At 70.6% G+C, this 12,941-nt stretch carries 14 protein-coding genes and 1 tRNA gene; 6 read left to right on the top strand and 9 right to left on the bottom strand.

All coding sequences use genetic code 11. The annotated features are described in order from the left end of the window. Positions 1 to 165: 165 nt before the first annotated feature. On the bottom strand, positions 166 to 894 hold the full coding sequence (locus HBH26_RS03805) for a class I SAM-dependent methyltransferase (protein WP_168133269.1): 729 nt from the start codon (positions 892 to 894) through the stop codon (positions 166 to 168). Further along, positions 895 to 1,320 (bottom strand): GtrA family protein, encoded by a 426-nt coding sequence (locus HBH26_RS03800; RefSeq protein WP_338057227.1) that lies wholly within the window; start codon positions 1,318 to 1,320, stop codon positions 895 to 897. Between the two features lie 136 nt (positions 1,321 to 1,456). On the opposite strand from HBH26_RS03800, the gene HBH26_RS03795 reads away from it, so the two are divergent. Beyond that, positions 1,457 to 3,238 (top strand): AcrB/AcrD/AcrF family protein, encoded by a 1,782-nt coding sequence (locus tag HBH26_RS03795; RefSeq protein WP_168133268.1) that lies wholly within the window; start codon positions 1,457 to 1,459, stop codon positions 3,236 to 3,238. On the opposite strand, the gene HBH26_RS03790 is transcribed toward HBH26_RS03795, so the two are convergent. From HBH26_RS03790 to argB, 4 genes are all read right to left on the bottom strand, one after another. Next, on the bottom strand, positions 3,231 to 3,860 hold the full coding sequence (locus tag HBH26_RS03790; protein WP_168133267.1) for a MarC family protein: 630 nt from the start codon (positions 3,858 to 3,860) through the stop codon (positions 3,231 to 3,233). The genes HBH26_RS03795 and HBH26_RS03790 overlap by 8 nt on opposite strands. Further along, entirely contained in the window at positions 3,857 to 4,729 is an 873-nt protein-coding gene (gene folD / locus HBH26_RS03785; protein WP_168133266.1) for a bifunctional methylenetetrahydrofolate dehydrogenase/methenyltetrahydrofolate cyclohydrolase FolD, read from the bottom strand. Before folD ends, HBH26_RS03790 begins: the two co-directional genes overlap by 4 nt. Before the next feature lie 46 nt (positions 4,730 to 4,775). Then, on the bottom strand, positions 4,776 to 5,084 hold the full coding sequence (locus HBH26_RS03780) for a YggT family protein (RefSeq protein WP_168133265.1): 309 nt from the start codon (positions 5,082 to 5,084) through the stop codon (positions 4,776 to 4,778). Positions 5,085 to 5,371: 287 nt separating this feature from the next. After that, the gene (gene argB, locus HBH26_RS03775) at positions 5,372 to 6,268 is read right to left on the bottom strand and encodes an acetylglutamate kinase (protein ID WP_168133264.1); all 897 of its coding nucleotides are present in this window, start codon (positions 6,266 to 6,268) and stop codon (positions 5,372 to 5,374) included. 157 nt (positions 6,269 to 6,425) lie between these two features. Between argB and HBH26_RS03770 the strand changes: the two genes are divergently transcribed. Next, on the top strand, positions 6,426 to 6,593 hold the full coding sequence (locus HBH26_RS03770) for a hypothetical protein (RefSeq protein WP_168133263.1): 168 nt from the start codon (positions 6,426 to 6,428) through the stop codon (positions 6,591 to 6,593). A 16-nt stretch (positions 6,594 to 6,609) separates the two neighbouring features. On the opposite strand, the gene HBH26_RS03765 is transcribed toward HBH26_RS03770, so the two are convergent. Further along, complete coding sequence (locus tag HBH26_RS03765; protein WP_168133262.1) at positions 6,610 to 7,263, bottom strand: queuosine precursor transporter; 654 nt, start codon at positions 7,261 to 7,263, stop codon at positions 6,610 to 6,612. A gap of 153 nt (positions 7,264 to 7,416) precedes the next feature. Between HBH26_RS03765 and HBH26_RS03760 the strand changes: the two genes are divergently transcribed. Next, entirely contained in the window at positions 7,417 to 8,751 is a 1,335-nt protein-coding gene (locus tag HBH26_RS03760) for a NupC/NupG family nucleoside CNT transporter (RefSeq protein WP_168133261.1), read from the top strand. Between the two features lie 402 nt (positions 8,752 to 9,153). Continuing rightward, positions 9,154 to 10,005: an N-carbamoylputrescine amidase gene (gene aguB, locus HBH26_RS03755; RefSeq protein WP_168133260.1), complete on the top strand. Its 852-nt coding sequence runs from the start codon at positions 9,154 to 9,156 to the stop codon at positions 10,003 to 10,005. Positions 10,006 to 10,028: 23 nt separating this feature from the next. Here the strand turns inward: aguB and HBH26_RS03750 are convergent, their stop codons facing one another. After that, on the bottom strand, positions 10,029 to 11,606 hold the full coding sequence (locus tag HBH26_RS03750) for a M28 family peptidase (RefSeq protein WP_168133259.1): 1,578 nt from the start codon (positions 11,604 to 11,606) through the stop codon (positions 10,029 to 10,031). After that, positions 11,603 to 12,301: a uracil-DNA glycosylase family protein gene (locus HBH26_RS03745; RefSeq protein ID WP_168133258.1), complete on the bottom strand. Its 699-nt coding sequence runs from the start codon at positions 12,299 to 12,301 to the stop codon at positions 11,603 to 11,605. Before HBH26_RS03745 ends, HBH26_RS03750 begins: the two co-directional genes overlap by 4 nt. A gap of 21 nt (positions 12,302 to 12,322) precedes the next feature. On the opposite strand from HBH26_RS03745, the gene folK reads away from it, so the two are divergent. After that, positions 12,323 to 12,814 (top strand): 2-amino-4-hydroxy-6-hydroxymethyldihydropteridine diphosphokinase, encoded by a 492-nt coding sequence (folK, locus tag HBH26_RS03740; RefSeq protein WP_420824973.1) that lies wholly within the window; start codon positions 12,323 to 12,325, stop codon positions 12,812 to 12,814. Beyond that, a tRNA-Lys gene (locus HBH26_RS03735) sits at positions 12,805 to 12,880 on the top strand. The genes folK and HBH26_RS03735 overlap by 10 nt, the downstream gene beginning before the upstream one ends. Positions 12,881 to 12,941: the final 61 nt, after the last annotated feature.

Here is a 12,941-nt window from a genome sequence, read left to right as displayed (position 1 = left end):
CGTTTCCTAGCCGCCGCAGGCGGATCCAAGTCATGGCTGCCGCGCGGATAGGGTTCTCGCTGACGCGAGGAGACCACCGATGGCGAAACCTCTCTGCGCCTCCGCGCCTCCGCGCGACGATCTTCCTTCTTCGTGGCTTCGTGCCTTCGCCCGAGCCTGCTGCTCTCAAACCGGCTCCGCCAGCGTCACGATCGACACGCCGATCGGCATCGGTACCCGCCCGACGAGATGCCGCTCCACGCGGAAGATGCGCTCGAACAGCGCGTTGACCGGGGCGGCCGGAGGCGAATCGTCGCTGTCGTCGCGGCCGGTGATCCGCCCCGCCACCCGCGCCGCGGCCGCCAGCGGGAACAGCAGCGAGTTGAAATAGCCGAGCTTGCGCTCGCGCAGCCCCGCCGCGCGGATCGCCTTCACCAGCGTCGCCTTGGAATAGCGGCGGTGGTGATGGTTCACCACATCGTGCGCGCTCCACATCCACTGGTGCGCGGGAACGGCGATCAGCACCTTGCCGCCGGGGGCGAGGCAGGCGCGCATCGCGGCCAGCGCGGCGACGTCGTCTTCGATATGCTCCACCACGTCCAGCACCGCGACCAGATCATAGGCGCCGCGCTCCACCCCCGGCAGCGCGGGCAGCGGCGCGTCGCCCACCGGCCGGCCGAGCCGCGCGCTGGCGATCGCGCGCGCGGCGGGATCGATCTCGATCGCGTCGACGGTGCCGAAGCCGCTCAGCATCGGCAGGTTGTGCCCGGTGCCGCAGCCGATCTCCAGGATGCGCGCATCGCCCGGCAGCCCGCCGTAGCGCGCGAGATAGTCGGACAGGATGTCGCGGCGCGCGCGATACCACCAATGGGTGGAATCATGCTCCGCCATGCGGTCGTAGACGCGGCGATCCATCTATTTGAACACCAGATAGCGGTTGAGCAGGAAGGTGAGCATCGTCGCCAGCACGATCGCGGGCAACAGCGGTACCCACGGCGCCAGGCCCAGCTTCGCCGTGCCGACCCAGGTGACGATCGCGTTCAGCGCCATGCCGGTCGCCTGCACCGCGACGAACTTCGCCTGCTGGGACAGGCCGGGCGCGCGCGTGCCGTGGCCGCGAAAGCTGAAGCGGCTGTGCAGGAAGAAGCCGCACGTCACCGCCACGGCGAAGGACGGCGGCACGGCATAGACCGCCTGCGCGTGCGGCAGCACCCAGGCGGTGAGCGGCAGGTACACGACGCAGTAGATCAGCGTGGTGATCCCGCCCGCGATGCCGAAGCGTACCAGCTGCCAGAACATGGCGCGTGCCTCACCTTGTCGACCGATATCGAGCGCCGCCACGAACCTTGCCCTTTGCGCGCACCGCATTAGGGCGGGCGCGTGATGGTTCGGGCGTCTAGGTCGTGGCGATAGAAGTGGCAACGGCCGTGTCCGCCCCCCGGCGATGCGACGCCGATCGCCCCGGGCGCGCGCCGGCATGACCGGATCGCGCCTGCGCCGCCTGTCGCGCTTTCTCGACCGCTACTGGCTCGACCTGACGTGGCTTGTCTGGTTCGCCGTCGCCGCCTGGTACGTGTGGCAGAAGTGGACCGCGATCCAGTATTTCAGCCTGGGCGATACCGACGACAACATGCGGATGATGCAGGTCCGCGCGTGGCTCGCCGGGCAGGGCTGGTTCGACCTCACCAACTATCGCCTGAACCCGCCCAAGGGGTTCGACATCCACTGGTCGCGGCTGGTCGACCTGCCGATCGCCGCGCTGGTGCTGATCTTCCGCCCGATCACGGGCGCCTTTGCGGCGGAGAAGCTGGCCGCGGGGATCGCGCCGCTGCTGCCGATGGCGATCGTGCTCGCCGCGCTGGGTGCCACCGTGCGCCGGCTGGTGGCGCCGCTCGCCTGGCCGTTGGCCATCGCGCTGTTCCTGGCGACCACGGTCGCGCTCGGCATGTTCATGCCCGACCGGATCGACCATCACGGCTGGCAGCTGGCGATGCTGGCGCTGACCGTCGCCGGCCTGTGCGATCCCCGCGCGGCACGGGGGGGCGCGACGGTCGGCATCGCGACCGCCGTGTCGCTGACGATCGGCCTGGAGTTGCTGCCCTACGCCGCGATGGCGGGCGGCATCGTCGCGCTCGCCTGGATCGCGGACGCGCGCGAGCGCGACCGGCTGGCTGCCTATGCGCTGGCGCTGGGCGGCGGCACGGCGGCGGGGTTCGCCACCTTCGCCTCCTACGCCAACCGCGTGCCGCGCTGCGACGCCTTGACGCCGGTATGGCTGTCGACCGTGGTGCTGGCCGCGGGACTGCTGCTGGCGCTGGCGCTCGTCTCGCCGCGCCACGCCGGCGTGCGGCTGGCGCTGGCGGCGGTCGCCGGTGCGGCCGTGGGGGCGTTCTTCGTGCTCGCCTTCCCGCACTGCCTGGGGCGGCCCGAGCAGGTCTCGCCCGAACTCTACGAGAGCTGGCTCAAGAACGTGCGGGAGGCGAAGCCGATCTACAAGCACGCCTTCCGCGTCGCGGCGCCCATCGTCGCGCTGCCGGTGATCGGCCTGATCGGCGCAATGGTCGCGACCTGGCGGGCGCGGGGCGGGGCGGCGTTGCGCGGGTGGGCGGCGGTGACGCTGTTCGCCGCCTTCGCCGCGCTGATGCTGTTGTGGCAGGCGCGCGCCGGGCCGGCGGCGCAGCTGCTGGCGGTGCCCGGCGCGGCGGCGCTCGCCTGGGCGGCGGTGCCGTGGCTGCTGGCGCCGCGCTGGTGGCCGGCCAAGCTGCTCGCCGCGGTGGCGCTGTTCACGCTCGTGTCGGGCCAGTTCGCCGGGCTGGCGATCGGCTGGTTCAACGTCGATCCGACGAGCAAGTACATGCGGCGCGTCAATCGCTCCACCGGCCGCTGCCTGACGCTGCCGGCGATGGCGCCGCTGAACCGACTGCCGCGGCAGACCGTCTTCACCTTCGTCGACCTGGGCCCGCGGCTCATCACGCTGACACATCATGACGCCATCGCCGGCCCCTATCACCGCAACGGCGACGCCATCCTCGACGTTCACCACGCCTTCGAGCGCTCACCGGCGCAGGCGCGCGCGATCATGAAGGCGCATGGCGCGACGCTTTTGCTGGTCTGCCCCAACATGGCCGAATCGACCAATTACCGCGCGCGCTCCCCCGCGGGATTCTACGCACGGCTGGCAAAGGGGGAGACGTTCGACTGGCTGGCGCCGGTGCCGCTGAAGAAGGGATCGCCTTTCCGCGCCTTCCGGATCAGCTGACGGCGAGGCCGAACTGGCTCTGCACCCCGTCGATCACGAACTGCACCGCCAGCGCGGCGAGCAGCACGCCCAGCAGTCGGGTGATGACCGCTTCGATCTTCGCCCCCAGGATCCGCATCAGCGGCCCGGCGGCCAGCAGCGCGACCAGCATCAGCGCCAGGTTCGCCGCCAGCGCCATCAGCACGGTGAACGTCCGCTCGACGCCGTCGGCGCGGCTGACCAGCAGCATGACCGTCGCGATCGATCCCGGCCCGGCGATCATCGGCATCGCCATGGGAAAGATCGAGACGTCCTCCGCCTCGTCCGGCGTCACCTTCGCCGCGCGATCCTCGCGCCGCTGCGTCCGCTTCTCGAACACCATCTCCAGCGCGATCAGGAACAGCATGATCCCGCCCGCGATGCGGAACGAGGCGAGCTCGATGCCCAGGCCGTGCAGCAGCGGCTCGCCCGCCAGCGCGAAGACCAGCAGGATCGCCGCCGCCACCATCACGGCGCGCACCGCCATGGCGCGGCGGTGCGCGGCGGTCGTCCCCGCCGTCAGCGAGGCGAAGATCGGCGCGCAGCCGGGTGGGTCGATGACGACGAAGAAGGTGACGAAGGCGGAGACGAAGAGCTCGATCAAAGCGCGGACTCGTCCACCGCCACGCCCGCGCGCCGGCCGGCGGCGACCAAGGTGTTGCGCAGCAGCACGGCGATGGTCATCGGCCCCACGCCGCCCGGCACCGGCGTGATCGCGCCCGCCACCTCCGCCGCGTCCGCCGCCACGTCGCCGACCAGCCCGGCGTCGGTGCGGTTGATGCCGACGTCGATCACCGTCGCGCCGGGCTTGATCCATTCCTTTTGCACGAAGCCGGGGATGCCGACCGCGGCGACCAGGATGTCGGCCTGGCGCACGTGCGCGAAGATGTCACGGGTGCGGCTGTGCGTCATCGTCACCGTGCAGCTCTCGCGCAGGAGAAGCTGCCCCATCGGCTTGCCGACGATGTTCGACCGGCCGATCACCACCGCCTCCAGTCCGGCGAGATGCGGATGCGCGTCCTTCAGCAGCATCAGGCAGCCGAGCGGGGTGCACGGCACCAGCGCGTCCAGCCCCGTGGCCAGCCGGCCCGCGTTGACCGGGTGGAAGCCGTCCACGTCCTTGGCGGGGTCGATCCGCGCGATCACCGCGCGCTCGTCGATGTGCGCGGGCAGCGGCAGCTGGACCAGGATGCCGTCGACCGCATCGTCCGCGTTCAGCCGGTCGACCAGTGCCAGCAGCGTCGCCGAGTCGGTGTCGGCAGGCAGGCGATGCTCGAACGACTCCATGCCCGCGGCCAGCGTCGCTTTTCCCTTGGAGCGGACATAGACCGAGGAGGCGGGATCCTCGCCCACCAGCACGACGGCGAGGCCGGGCTTTCGCCCCGCCGCGCGCGCGAACCCCGCCGCGCCCTCGCCCACTCGCGCGCGCAGCCCGGCCGCGAACGCCTTTCCGTCGATGATCCGTGCCGTCATGCCCGCCGCATAATGCGCGGCGGGCCGATAGGCTAGGCCCGCGGCCTCAGACCGCGCCGCCCGCCAGGATGCTGGCGGCCACGTTGTTCAGGATGATGTTGAGGATCGCCATCAGCACCAGCACCACCGCGGGCGCGAAATCCATGCCGCCGGTGTTCGGAAGGATGCGGCGGATCGGCCGGTAAAGCGGCTCGGTCAGCCGGTCGAGCCCGTCGTGGAGCGAGCGGATGAACGGGCTGCCGGTGTTGATGACGTTGAAGACGATCAGCAGCGACAGCACGAACTGGATGACGATGACCCACCAGACCACGTTCAGCAGCACCTGGAGGATCTGGATGATGGTCAGCGAGAGCAAGACGGTCTCCGAACAGGGTGTATCACCGATATAGGGCACGCGGGGCGCGCCGCAACGTGGTGTAGGGCAAATGGGACCGGATCGGAAAGGCGTTCCTCCCTGGGGCGTGGCGTGCGCGGTGAACGGGTGGGGGCGCTCACACAAAGGCACGAAGCCACGAAGGAAGAAGGGAGGATTGCGGCATCATAACCTGAACGATGCGACATCGACGTCGCGAAAACCTGCTGCGCGCAAACCGCGCTTGATCCCTTCTTCGTGCCTTCGTGCCTTTGTGTGAGGCCTCCTTCCTACCCCCGCCGGATCAGCGTGCCCGCGCCGCGCCTGGTGAAGATTTCCAGCAGCATCGCGTGCGGCACGCGGCCGTCCAGCACCACGGCGGCGTCGACCCCGGCCTCCACCGCGGCGACGCAGGTCTCCAGCTTGGGGATCATGCCGCCGCTGATCGTCCCGTCCTCGCGCAGCCGTCGCACGTCCTGCGGCGCCAGGTCGGACAGCAGCTCCCCCTGCTTGTCGAGCACGCCCTTCACGTCGGTCAGCAGGAAGAAGCGTTTCGCGCCCAGCGCGGCGGCGATGGCGCCCGCCATCGTGTCGGCGTTGATGTTGTACGTGTGGCCGTCCGCGCCGATGCCGATCGGTGCGATGACCGGGATGATGCCGTCGCGCACCAGCGAATCGATGATGCGGCGGTCCACCGCCACCGGCTCGCCGACGAAGCCCAGGTCCACCTTGCGCTCGATCCCCTGGTTCGGATCGGCGTCGCGTCCGCCCACCTTCTCCGCCTGGACGAGCCCCGCGTCCTTGCCGCTGATGCCGACCGCTCGCCCGCCGGCGCGGCCGATCCAGGCGACGATCTCCTTGTTGATCGATCCGGCGAGGACCATCTCCGCGATCTGCGCGGTCTCCGCGTCGGTCACGCGCAAGCCGTCGACGAAGCGCGATTCGACGCCCAGCCGCTTCAGCATCGCGCCGATCTGCGGGCCGCCGCCGTGGACGACCACGGGGTTGATGCCCACCGCCTTCAGCAGCACCACATCCTCGGCGAAATCGGCCTGCGCCTCGGGATCGCCCATCGCGTGGCCGCCGTATTTCACGACGAAGGTCTGCCCGGCATAGCGTTGCAGGTACGGCAGCGCCTCGACCAGCGTCTCTGCCTTCAGCGCGGGGGAAAGGGTGGGATCGGTCATCGTGCCCGGCGCATAGCGGCACGCCGCCCGTCACGGAAGCCGCACCGCCTGCCGCCGTCCAGCCACACGCTGCAACGCAGCAAGAAATCGTTACGGCAGATTAAGACGAGCGAGAAACCGCACTCCTATCTCCCGCCCCGCAATCAATGGAGTCAGCATGAACCGGTCGAACGAAACCCTGTGGTCCTCGCTGTTCGCGCTCGCCTTCGGCATCTGCGCGCTGGCGTTCCTGACCGTGATCGAGAAGCAGGAGTGGTTCCACATCCGTCCGATGAGCGGCACCGCCGTCGCCATGGCCGACGCCGCCGCGCGGCCGGACAAGTGAGCGCGTGGCCGGCGGCTCAGCGATCGAGCCGCCGGCCCAGCCCGACGAACAGGTAGATCAGCGGCGGCACCAGCACGGCGGACAGCACCACCTTCGCCAGCATCTGCCCGACCAGCAGCGGCCCGATCGGGAACTCGCCGTAGAAGGCGATGGTGACGAACAGCAGCGTGTCGACCACCTGGCTCAGCACGCTGGCGAGGCCGGCGCGGAACCAGAGCAGCCCCGCCCCCTCCCGCCCCTTCAACCCCATCTCCCTCAATTGGGCAAAGATCGTGACGTTCAGCGTCTGCGAAATGCCATAGGCGACGATGCCGCCCAGCCAGATGCGGGGCGTGGCGCCCATCATCAGCTCGAACGCGCCCAGCCGGTCGGGCTGCATCTCCGGCGAGGCGGGGACGGCGAGCACGACGAACGTCAGCAGCATCGACACGACCAGCGGCACGAAGCCGATCTGCACCAGCCGGTTGGCGATCGTGCGGCCATAAAGTTCGGCGATCGCACTGGAGGTGACGACCAGCAGCAGGAAGGCGAAGATCCCTGCCTCGACCGCCAGCGGGCCGAGGGCGACCTGCTTGTTGCCCAGAACCCCCGCGATGCAGACCATGCCGCCGTAGAAGATCGAGAAGGCGAAAAGCGCGGGCGGCGAGAGCCGCGACGGAGGCGTATCCATCGCCGCGACGCTAGACGCTTGGGCGACGGGGTCAATTCCCAGGGGCTTACCGCGGCGTGGGATGGCACGATCCCTTCCCCGTTCCGCCGCAGCGTGTAAGGGTGCGCGCCGCACGCGGGGGGCCGCGGCCGTTTTCACTCTCGCGGATCACCCATGCAGCGCATCCTCATCGGCATCGCCGGCATCGCCGTTATCCTCCTCCTCGCGCTGCTGCTCTCCACCGATCGCCGCGCCATTCGCCCGCGCGTGGTGGCCAGCGCCTTCGCGCTACAGGCGCTGATCGCCGTGATCGTCCTGTACTGGACGCCGGGGCGCGCCGCGCTGGCGGGAGCGTCGGCGGGGGTGGCGGCGCTGCTCGGCTATTCGCAGAAGGGGACGGAATTCCTGTTCGGCAATCTCGCCAGTCCCGCGGTGGGCGGCACCAGCTTCGCCATCGCCGCGCTGCCCGTCATCATCTTCTTCGCCAGCCTGGTGTCGATCCTCTACTATCTCGGCGTCATGCAGCTGGTCGTGCGCTGGATCGGCGGCGCGATCGAGCGGGTGATCGGCACCAGCAAGGTCGAATCGCTGTGCGCCGCCGCGAACATCTTCGTCGGGCAGAGCGAATCGCCGCTCGTCATCCGTCCCTATCTCGCCGGGCTGACGCCGCCGCAGGTGTTCACCGTGATGACCAGCGGGATGGCGGGCGTGGCGGGCACGATCCTGGCCGCCTACGCCTCGATGGGGATCAGCATCGACTATCTGCTCGCCGCCAGCTTCATGGCGGCGCCGGGCGGCATCCTGATGGCGAAGATCGTCATGCCCGACCGCAGCGTCACGCCCGAGGGCGAGCTGCCGCTGGGCGACGCGCCGGATCCCGACCGGGAGATCGCGCTGGCCGAAGGGCGCGTCTCCGGCCGCGGTCCCGCCGCGCTGCTGCCGGAGGGCACGCCGGGCGAGCCGCTGCCCGATGCCACGCACGACGAGGAGAAGCCCGCGAACCTCATCATGGCCGCGGCGCAGGGCGCGCAGACCGGCGTGAAGCTGGCGGTGGCGGTGGGCGCGATGGTGCTCGCCTTCGTCGCGCTGGTGGCGCTGGCCAACGGGCTGCTCGGCGGCGTCGGCGGCTGGTTCGGCCATCCCGAGCTCAGCTTTCAGGGGCTGCTCGGCTACATTTTCCAGCCAGTGATGTTCCTCCTCAACATCCCGTGGAACGAGGCGGGGATCGCGGGCGGCCTGTTCGGCGAGAAGATCGTGCTGAACGAGTTCGTCGCCTATATCGACCTCGGCAAGCAGGCGGCGCAGCTGTCCCCGCGCACCGTCGCCATCGTCACCTTCGCGCTGTGCGGCTTCGCCAATTTCTCGTCGATCGCGATCCAGATGGCGGTGACGGGCAGCCTGGCGCCCAACCAGCGCCCCACGATCGCGCGCCTCGGCCTGCGCGCGCTGGCGGCGGGCAGCCTCGCCAACCTGATGAGCGCGGCGCTGGCGGGCTTGCTGATCGCGTGAACGGGGCCGGCCACTGCCGGCCCCTGCGGCGCTCAATCGCGCCAGTAATCATGCCGTTCGCTGCCGTCGAAATCCGCCGGCGGCGAGGCAGCAGCGCTTGAAATCTCCTCCCGGACCGGCAAGGACACGGATCCTCGCGGCCGAGCTTCTCGACCAGTTCCTTGTCCCCGTGGACGAAGCGCAGCCCGCGCTTCACCCGGGTCTCGGACGGGAAGCCCTTGCGGCGCTTAGACGAGCGCTCGAAAGCAGGGCAGGTCGAACGGATCGCGATGGTGGGTCATGGTCGCCTCCTCTTGCTGTGGCGGGGGCGTGTAGCACGCGCGCGTCTGCGGGGCGAGGGCGTCGCACGTTCGACGCTACCCGCTCTGGCCCTCGGCGGTTCGCGGGCCTACATGCGCGCGCATGACCGAGATCACCGTCGCCGCGATCCAGCTCGCCTTCTCCGGCGACATCGACGCCAACATCGCCAAGGTCTCCGACGCCGTGCGCGAAGCGCATGGAAAGGGGGCGAAGGTGATCCTGCCGCCCGAGCTGTTCGAGGGCGAGTATTTCTGCCGTGTCGAGGACGAGGGCCTGTTCGCCAACGCCGCGCCGGTCGGCGGGCACAAGGCGGTGCTCGCGATGCAGGCGCTGGCGGAGGCGCTGCAGGTCTATATTCCGACCAGCTTCTTCGAACTCGACGGGCCGCACCATTACAACAGCCTGGCGATGATCGGGCCAGACGGCGAGATTCAGGGCGTCTATCGCAAGAGCCACATCCCCGACGGGCCGGGATACGAGGAGAAGTTCTACTTCCGCCCGGGGAACACCGGGTTCAAGGTGTGGAAGGGGCCGGAGCGCACGACGCTGGGCGTCGGCGTCTGCTGGGACCAATGGTATCCGGAAACCGCCCGCGCGCTGATGCTGATGGGGTCGGACGTGCTGTTCTATCCCACCGCGATCGGCAGCGAGCCGCACGACACGTCGCTCGACACCGCGCGGCTGTGGCGGCGCGCGATGGTCGGCCACGCGGTGTCGAACGTGGTTCCGATCGTCGCCTCGAACCGGGTCGGGACCGAGCACGGCCAGACCTTCTACGGCACCAGCTTCATCGCGGACGAGCGCGGCGACATCCTGGCGGAGCTGGGCCGGGAGGAGGAGGGCGTCATCACCGCCACCTTCGACCTCGCCCGCGTGAAGCGCCACCGTGCCGCCTTCGGCTTCTTCCGCGATCGCCGGCCGGACCTGTACGGACGGCTGGTCGAGGATATCTGACCTCCCCGTACCGGGGAGGATAGTCAGCGCCGCTCGCCCGCGCTCGCGGCGCGCACCGCGGCATAGGACACATCCGCGTTCCACCCCGGCCACGCCGTCGATCCGGCGATCTCCCGGCCCAGCGCCAGCGCCACGCTTCCTTCCTGTGCCGCGCCCGTCATGTCCCAGGCCGGATCGAACGCGTCGCAGGTCTGGTGATAGCAGCGTGCGTTGTAGCGCGCGCGCCACGCCTCCCCCGCCGCCCGACCGCCGCGGGCCAGCTCGCGCCCGGCGCGGAAGTAGACGCCCGGCACGCCCTTCTCCGCGAAGGGCAGGTGGTCCGACCGGAAGTACCAGCCCGCCTCGCTGTTCTCCTCCGGCACCAGTTTCAGTCCCTGCGCCGCGGCGACGCGGGTCAGCTCCGCCTCCAGCGGGGTGCGCCCGCCGCCGATCAGCTCGATCGTGCGCACCGCGGGGAAGACGACGTGCGGATCGAGGTTGAACTGCGCCGCCGTCGTCGCCAGCGGCAGCACCGGGTGCGCGGCGTAGTGATAGGCACCCAGCAACCCCTTTTCCTCGGCGGTCCACAGGCCGAACACCACCGAGCGCCGCGGTCGCGGCCCCTTCGCGAAGGCGCGCGCCACCTCCAGCAGCGTCGCGGTGCCGGTGGCGTTGTCCACCGCGCCGTTGCGGATGCGGTCCGCCGGCGGGTCGAACGCATTCTCGCCATAGGCGTCCCAATGCGCGCCGTAGAGGATGCTGCCCGCGGCGGGTTCGCTGCCCGGCAGCACCGCGACGACATTGTGGCTGACGACGCGATCCTCGCGCGTCTCCACCTCGCCCGCGAAGGTGACGCCGGCGAGCGGCTTCGCCCGCCACGCCGGGTCGCGCGCCGCCAGCTTCTCGCGATCGAGGTCAAGCCCGGCGTCCTTCAGCAGCGCGCGGCCGACATCCTCGCGCAGCGAGCCGCGAATGCCGAGCGCGGGCGCCGCCTTGCCGTCGTCCAGCCGATAGGCGGGTGCGGGGTCGCTGCTGGCGCGTTGCAGCCAGGGATAGCTGGCGGCGAAATCCTCGTGAATGGTCAGCACCGCCGCCGCGCCGCGCTTCCACGCCTCCGCCGCCTTGGTCCGCCCCGCCAGCGTCAGCGCACGCCCGCCGAAGCCCAGGTCGCGCCCCGCCTCGCCATCGGGATCGCCGACCAGCACGACGACCACCTTCCCCTTCACGTCGACCCCGGCATAGGGATCGTAGCCCTGCGCGGCGATGCCGTAGCCGGCGAAGACGACCGGCGTGGGCGCCAGCCGCGTCGCGCCGACGATGCCCGACGTGGCGGCGATCTCCCGCCCGGGCGTCAGCGGCCTGCCGTTGAGCCGGAAGCTGGCGTCGGTCCGCGTCAGCCGTACCAGCGGCACCGCCTGCCGCTCCACCTTCAGCCCCAGGTCGCGGAACCGCTTCTCCAGATAGGCCAGCGTCGGCGCTTCGCCCGACTGCGCCGGGCCGCGTCCCTTGTAGCCGTCGCTCGACAGCACCTTGACGTCGGCCTTGATCCGCTCGGCGGAGAGGGTCGGGGCGGCGGGGCTCGCCGCGGCGAGCAGGAGGGCCGAAATCACGCTGGAGATCATTCGCTGACTGTAGCCGGCACAGCCTCCCCGGCAAGGCCGTCGCGCACGGCCAGCGCGCGCGCGAACACCGCCTCGAACATCGCCGTCGTCAGCCGACCGGTGTTCTGGTTGTAGCGGCTGCAATGGTAGCTATCGATCAGCACGCGCCCGTCGGGCAGGCGGTGCTCGGCGAGGTGGCCGAACTTCGCCTTGGGCAGCCGTCCGCCCAGCACCTTCACGATCGACTGGTGCGCGATCTGTCCCAGGGCCACGAACACCCGCGCGTGGGGCAATACCCCCGCCTGCCCGGCCAGGAACGGGCGGCAGTTGCGGATCTCCTCCGGCGTCGGCTTGTTCGCAGGTGGCAGGCATTTCACCGCGTTGATGATGATCGCGCCGTCGAGCGCCAGGTCGTCCTCGGGCGTCCCCGCGTAGCTGCCGCGCGCCAGCCCGTAGCGGCGCAGCGTGGAGAACAGCAGGTCGCCCGAATAGTCCCCGGTGAACGGCCGCCCGGTGCGGTTGGCGCCGTGCTTGCCGGGCGCCAGACCGACGATCGCCAGCCACGCGGCGGGATCGCCGAAGGCGTTGACGGGCGCGTTCCACCAGTCGGGATGCTGGGCGCGCAGTTCGTCGCGAAGCGTCACCAGCCGCGGGCAGCGCGGGCAGTCGCGCGGCGGTTCGGTGGCGATGATGGGAGAGGGTGCGAAATACGTCACCTCGCCTTAATGGGTGGCCGCGTGGCCGTTTCCCAGCCTTCCCGCGTCTACGTCGTCGCCGTCGGCTCCAACCGGCGCGGGCGGCACGGCGCGCCGCGCGCGGAAGTGGCGGCGGCGCTGGAGCGTCTCGGCGGCCTCGCCTCGCCGATCTTCTCCTCCGCGCCGGTGGGCCCCTCCTCGCGCACCTTCGCCAATGCGGTGACGCTGGTGGCGAGCCCGCTCGATCCTCCCGCCATGCTGGCGCGGGTGAAGGCGATCGAGCGGGCGTTCGGCCGCCGGACGGGCCGCCGCTGGGGGGCGCGCGTCATCGATCTGGACCTCGTGCTGTGGAGCGGCGGCGCCTGGTCGTCGCCGGGCCTGACCATCCCGCATCCCGCCTTCCGCGACCGCGGCTTCGTGCTCGCGCCGCTCGCCGCGGTGGCGCCGGCGTGGCGCGATCCGGTGACGGGGCGTCGCGTGCGGCACTTGCTTGCGCGCCTGACACGGCCTAGGCGCCGCCGCATGGGTCCGTAGCTCAGTCGGTAGAGCAAGCGACTTTTAATCGAGAGGTCCCGGGTTCGAGCCCCGGCGGACCCACCAGCCTCTCTTCTCGGCCCGTACCAGGCAGTGTCACTCACCTGGTCTCGACTTTGTGGTTGCA

Source organism: Sphingomonas corticis, assembly GCF_012035195.1.
GTDB classification, from domain to species: domain Bacteria; phylum Pseudomonadota; class Alphaproteobacteria; order Sphingomonadales; family Sphingomonadaceae; genus Sphingomonas; species Sphingomonas corticis.
Note: the sequence above shows the minus strand (reverse complement) of the source record. Positions and strands in the feature narration are given on the sequence as shown.

Excerpts from the sequence above, each read along its gene's own strand:
- HBH26_RS03805 (WP_168133269.1), bottom strand. The coding sequence starts at position 894 with ATGGATCGCCGCGTCTACGACCGCATGGCGGAGCATGATTCCACCCAT.
- HBH26_RS03795 (WP_168133268.1), top strand. The coding sequence starts at position 1,457 with ATGACCGGATCGCGCCTGCGCCGCCTGTCGCGCTTTCTCGACCGCTAC.
- folD (WP_168133266.1), bottom strand. The coding sequence starts at position 4,729 with ATGACGGCACGGATCATCGACGGAAAGGCGTTCGCGGCCGGGCTGCGC.
- argB (WP_168133264.1), bottom strand. The coding sequence starts at position 6,268 with ATGACCGATCCCACCCTTTCCCCCGCGCTGAAGGCAGAGACGCTGGTC.
- HBH26_RS03770 (WP_168133263.1), top strand. The coding sequence starts at position 6,426 with ATGAACCGGTCGAACGAAACCCTGTGGTCCTCGCTGTTCGCGCTCGCC.
- HBH26_RS03765 (WP_168133262.1), bottom strand. The coding sequence starts at position 7,263 with ATGGATACGCCTCCGTCGCGGCTCTCGCCGCCCGCGCTTTTCGCCTTC.
- HBH26_RS03760 (WP_168133261.1), top strand. The coding sequence starts at position 7,417 with ATGCAGCGCATCCTCATCGGCATCGCCGGCATCGCCGTTATCCTCCTC.
- aguB (WP_168133260.1), top strand. The coding sequence starts at position 9,154 with ATGACCGAGATCACCGTCGCCGCGATCCAGCTCGCCTTCTCCGGCGAC.
- HBH26_RS03750 (WP_168133259.1), bottom strand. The coding sequence starts at position 11,606 with ATGATCTCCAGCGTGATTTCGGCCCTCCTGCTCGCCGCGGCGAGCCCC.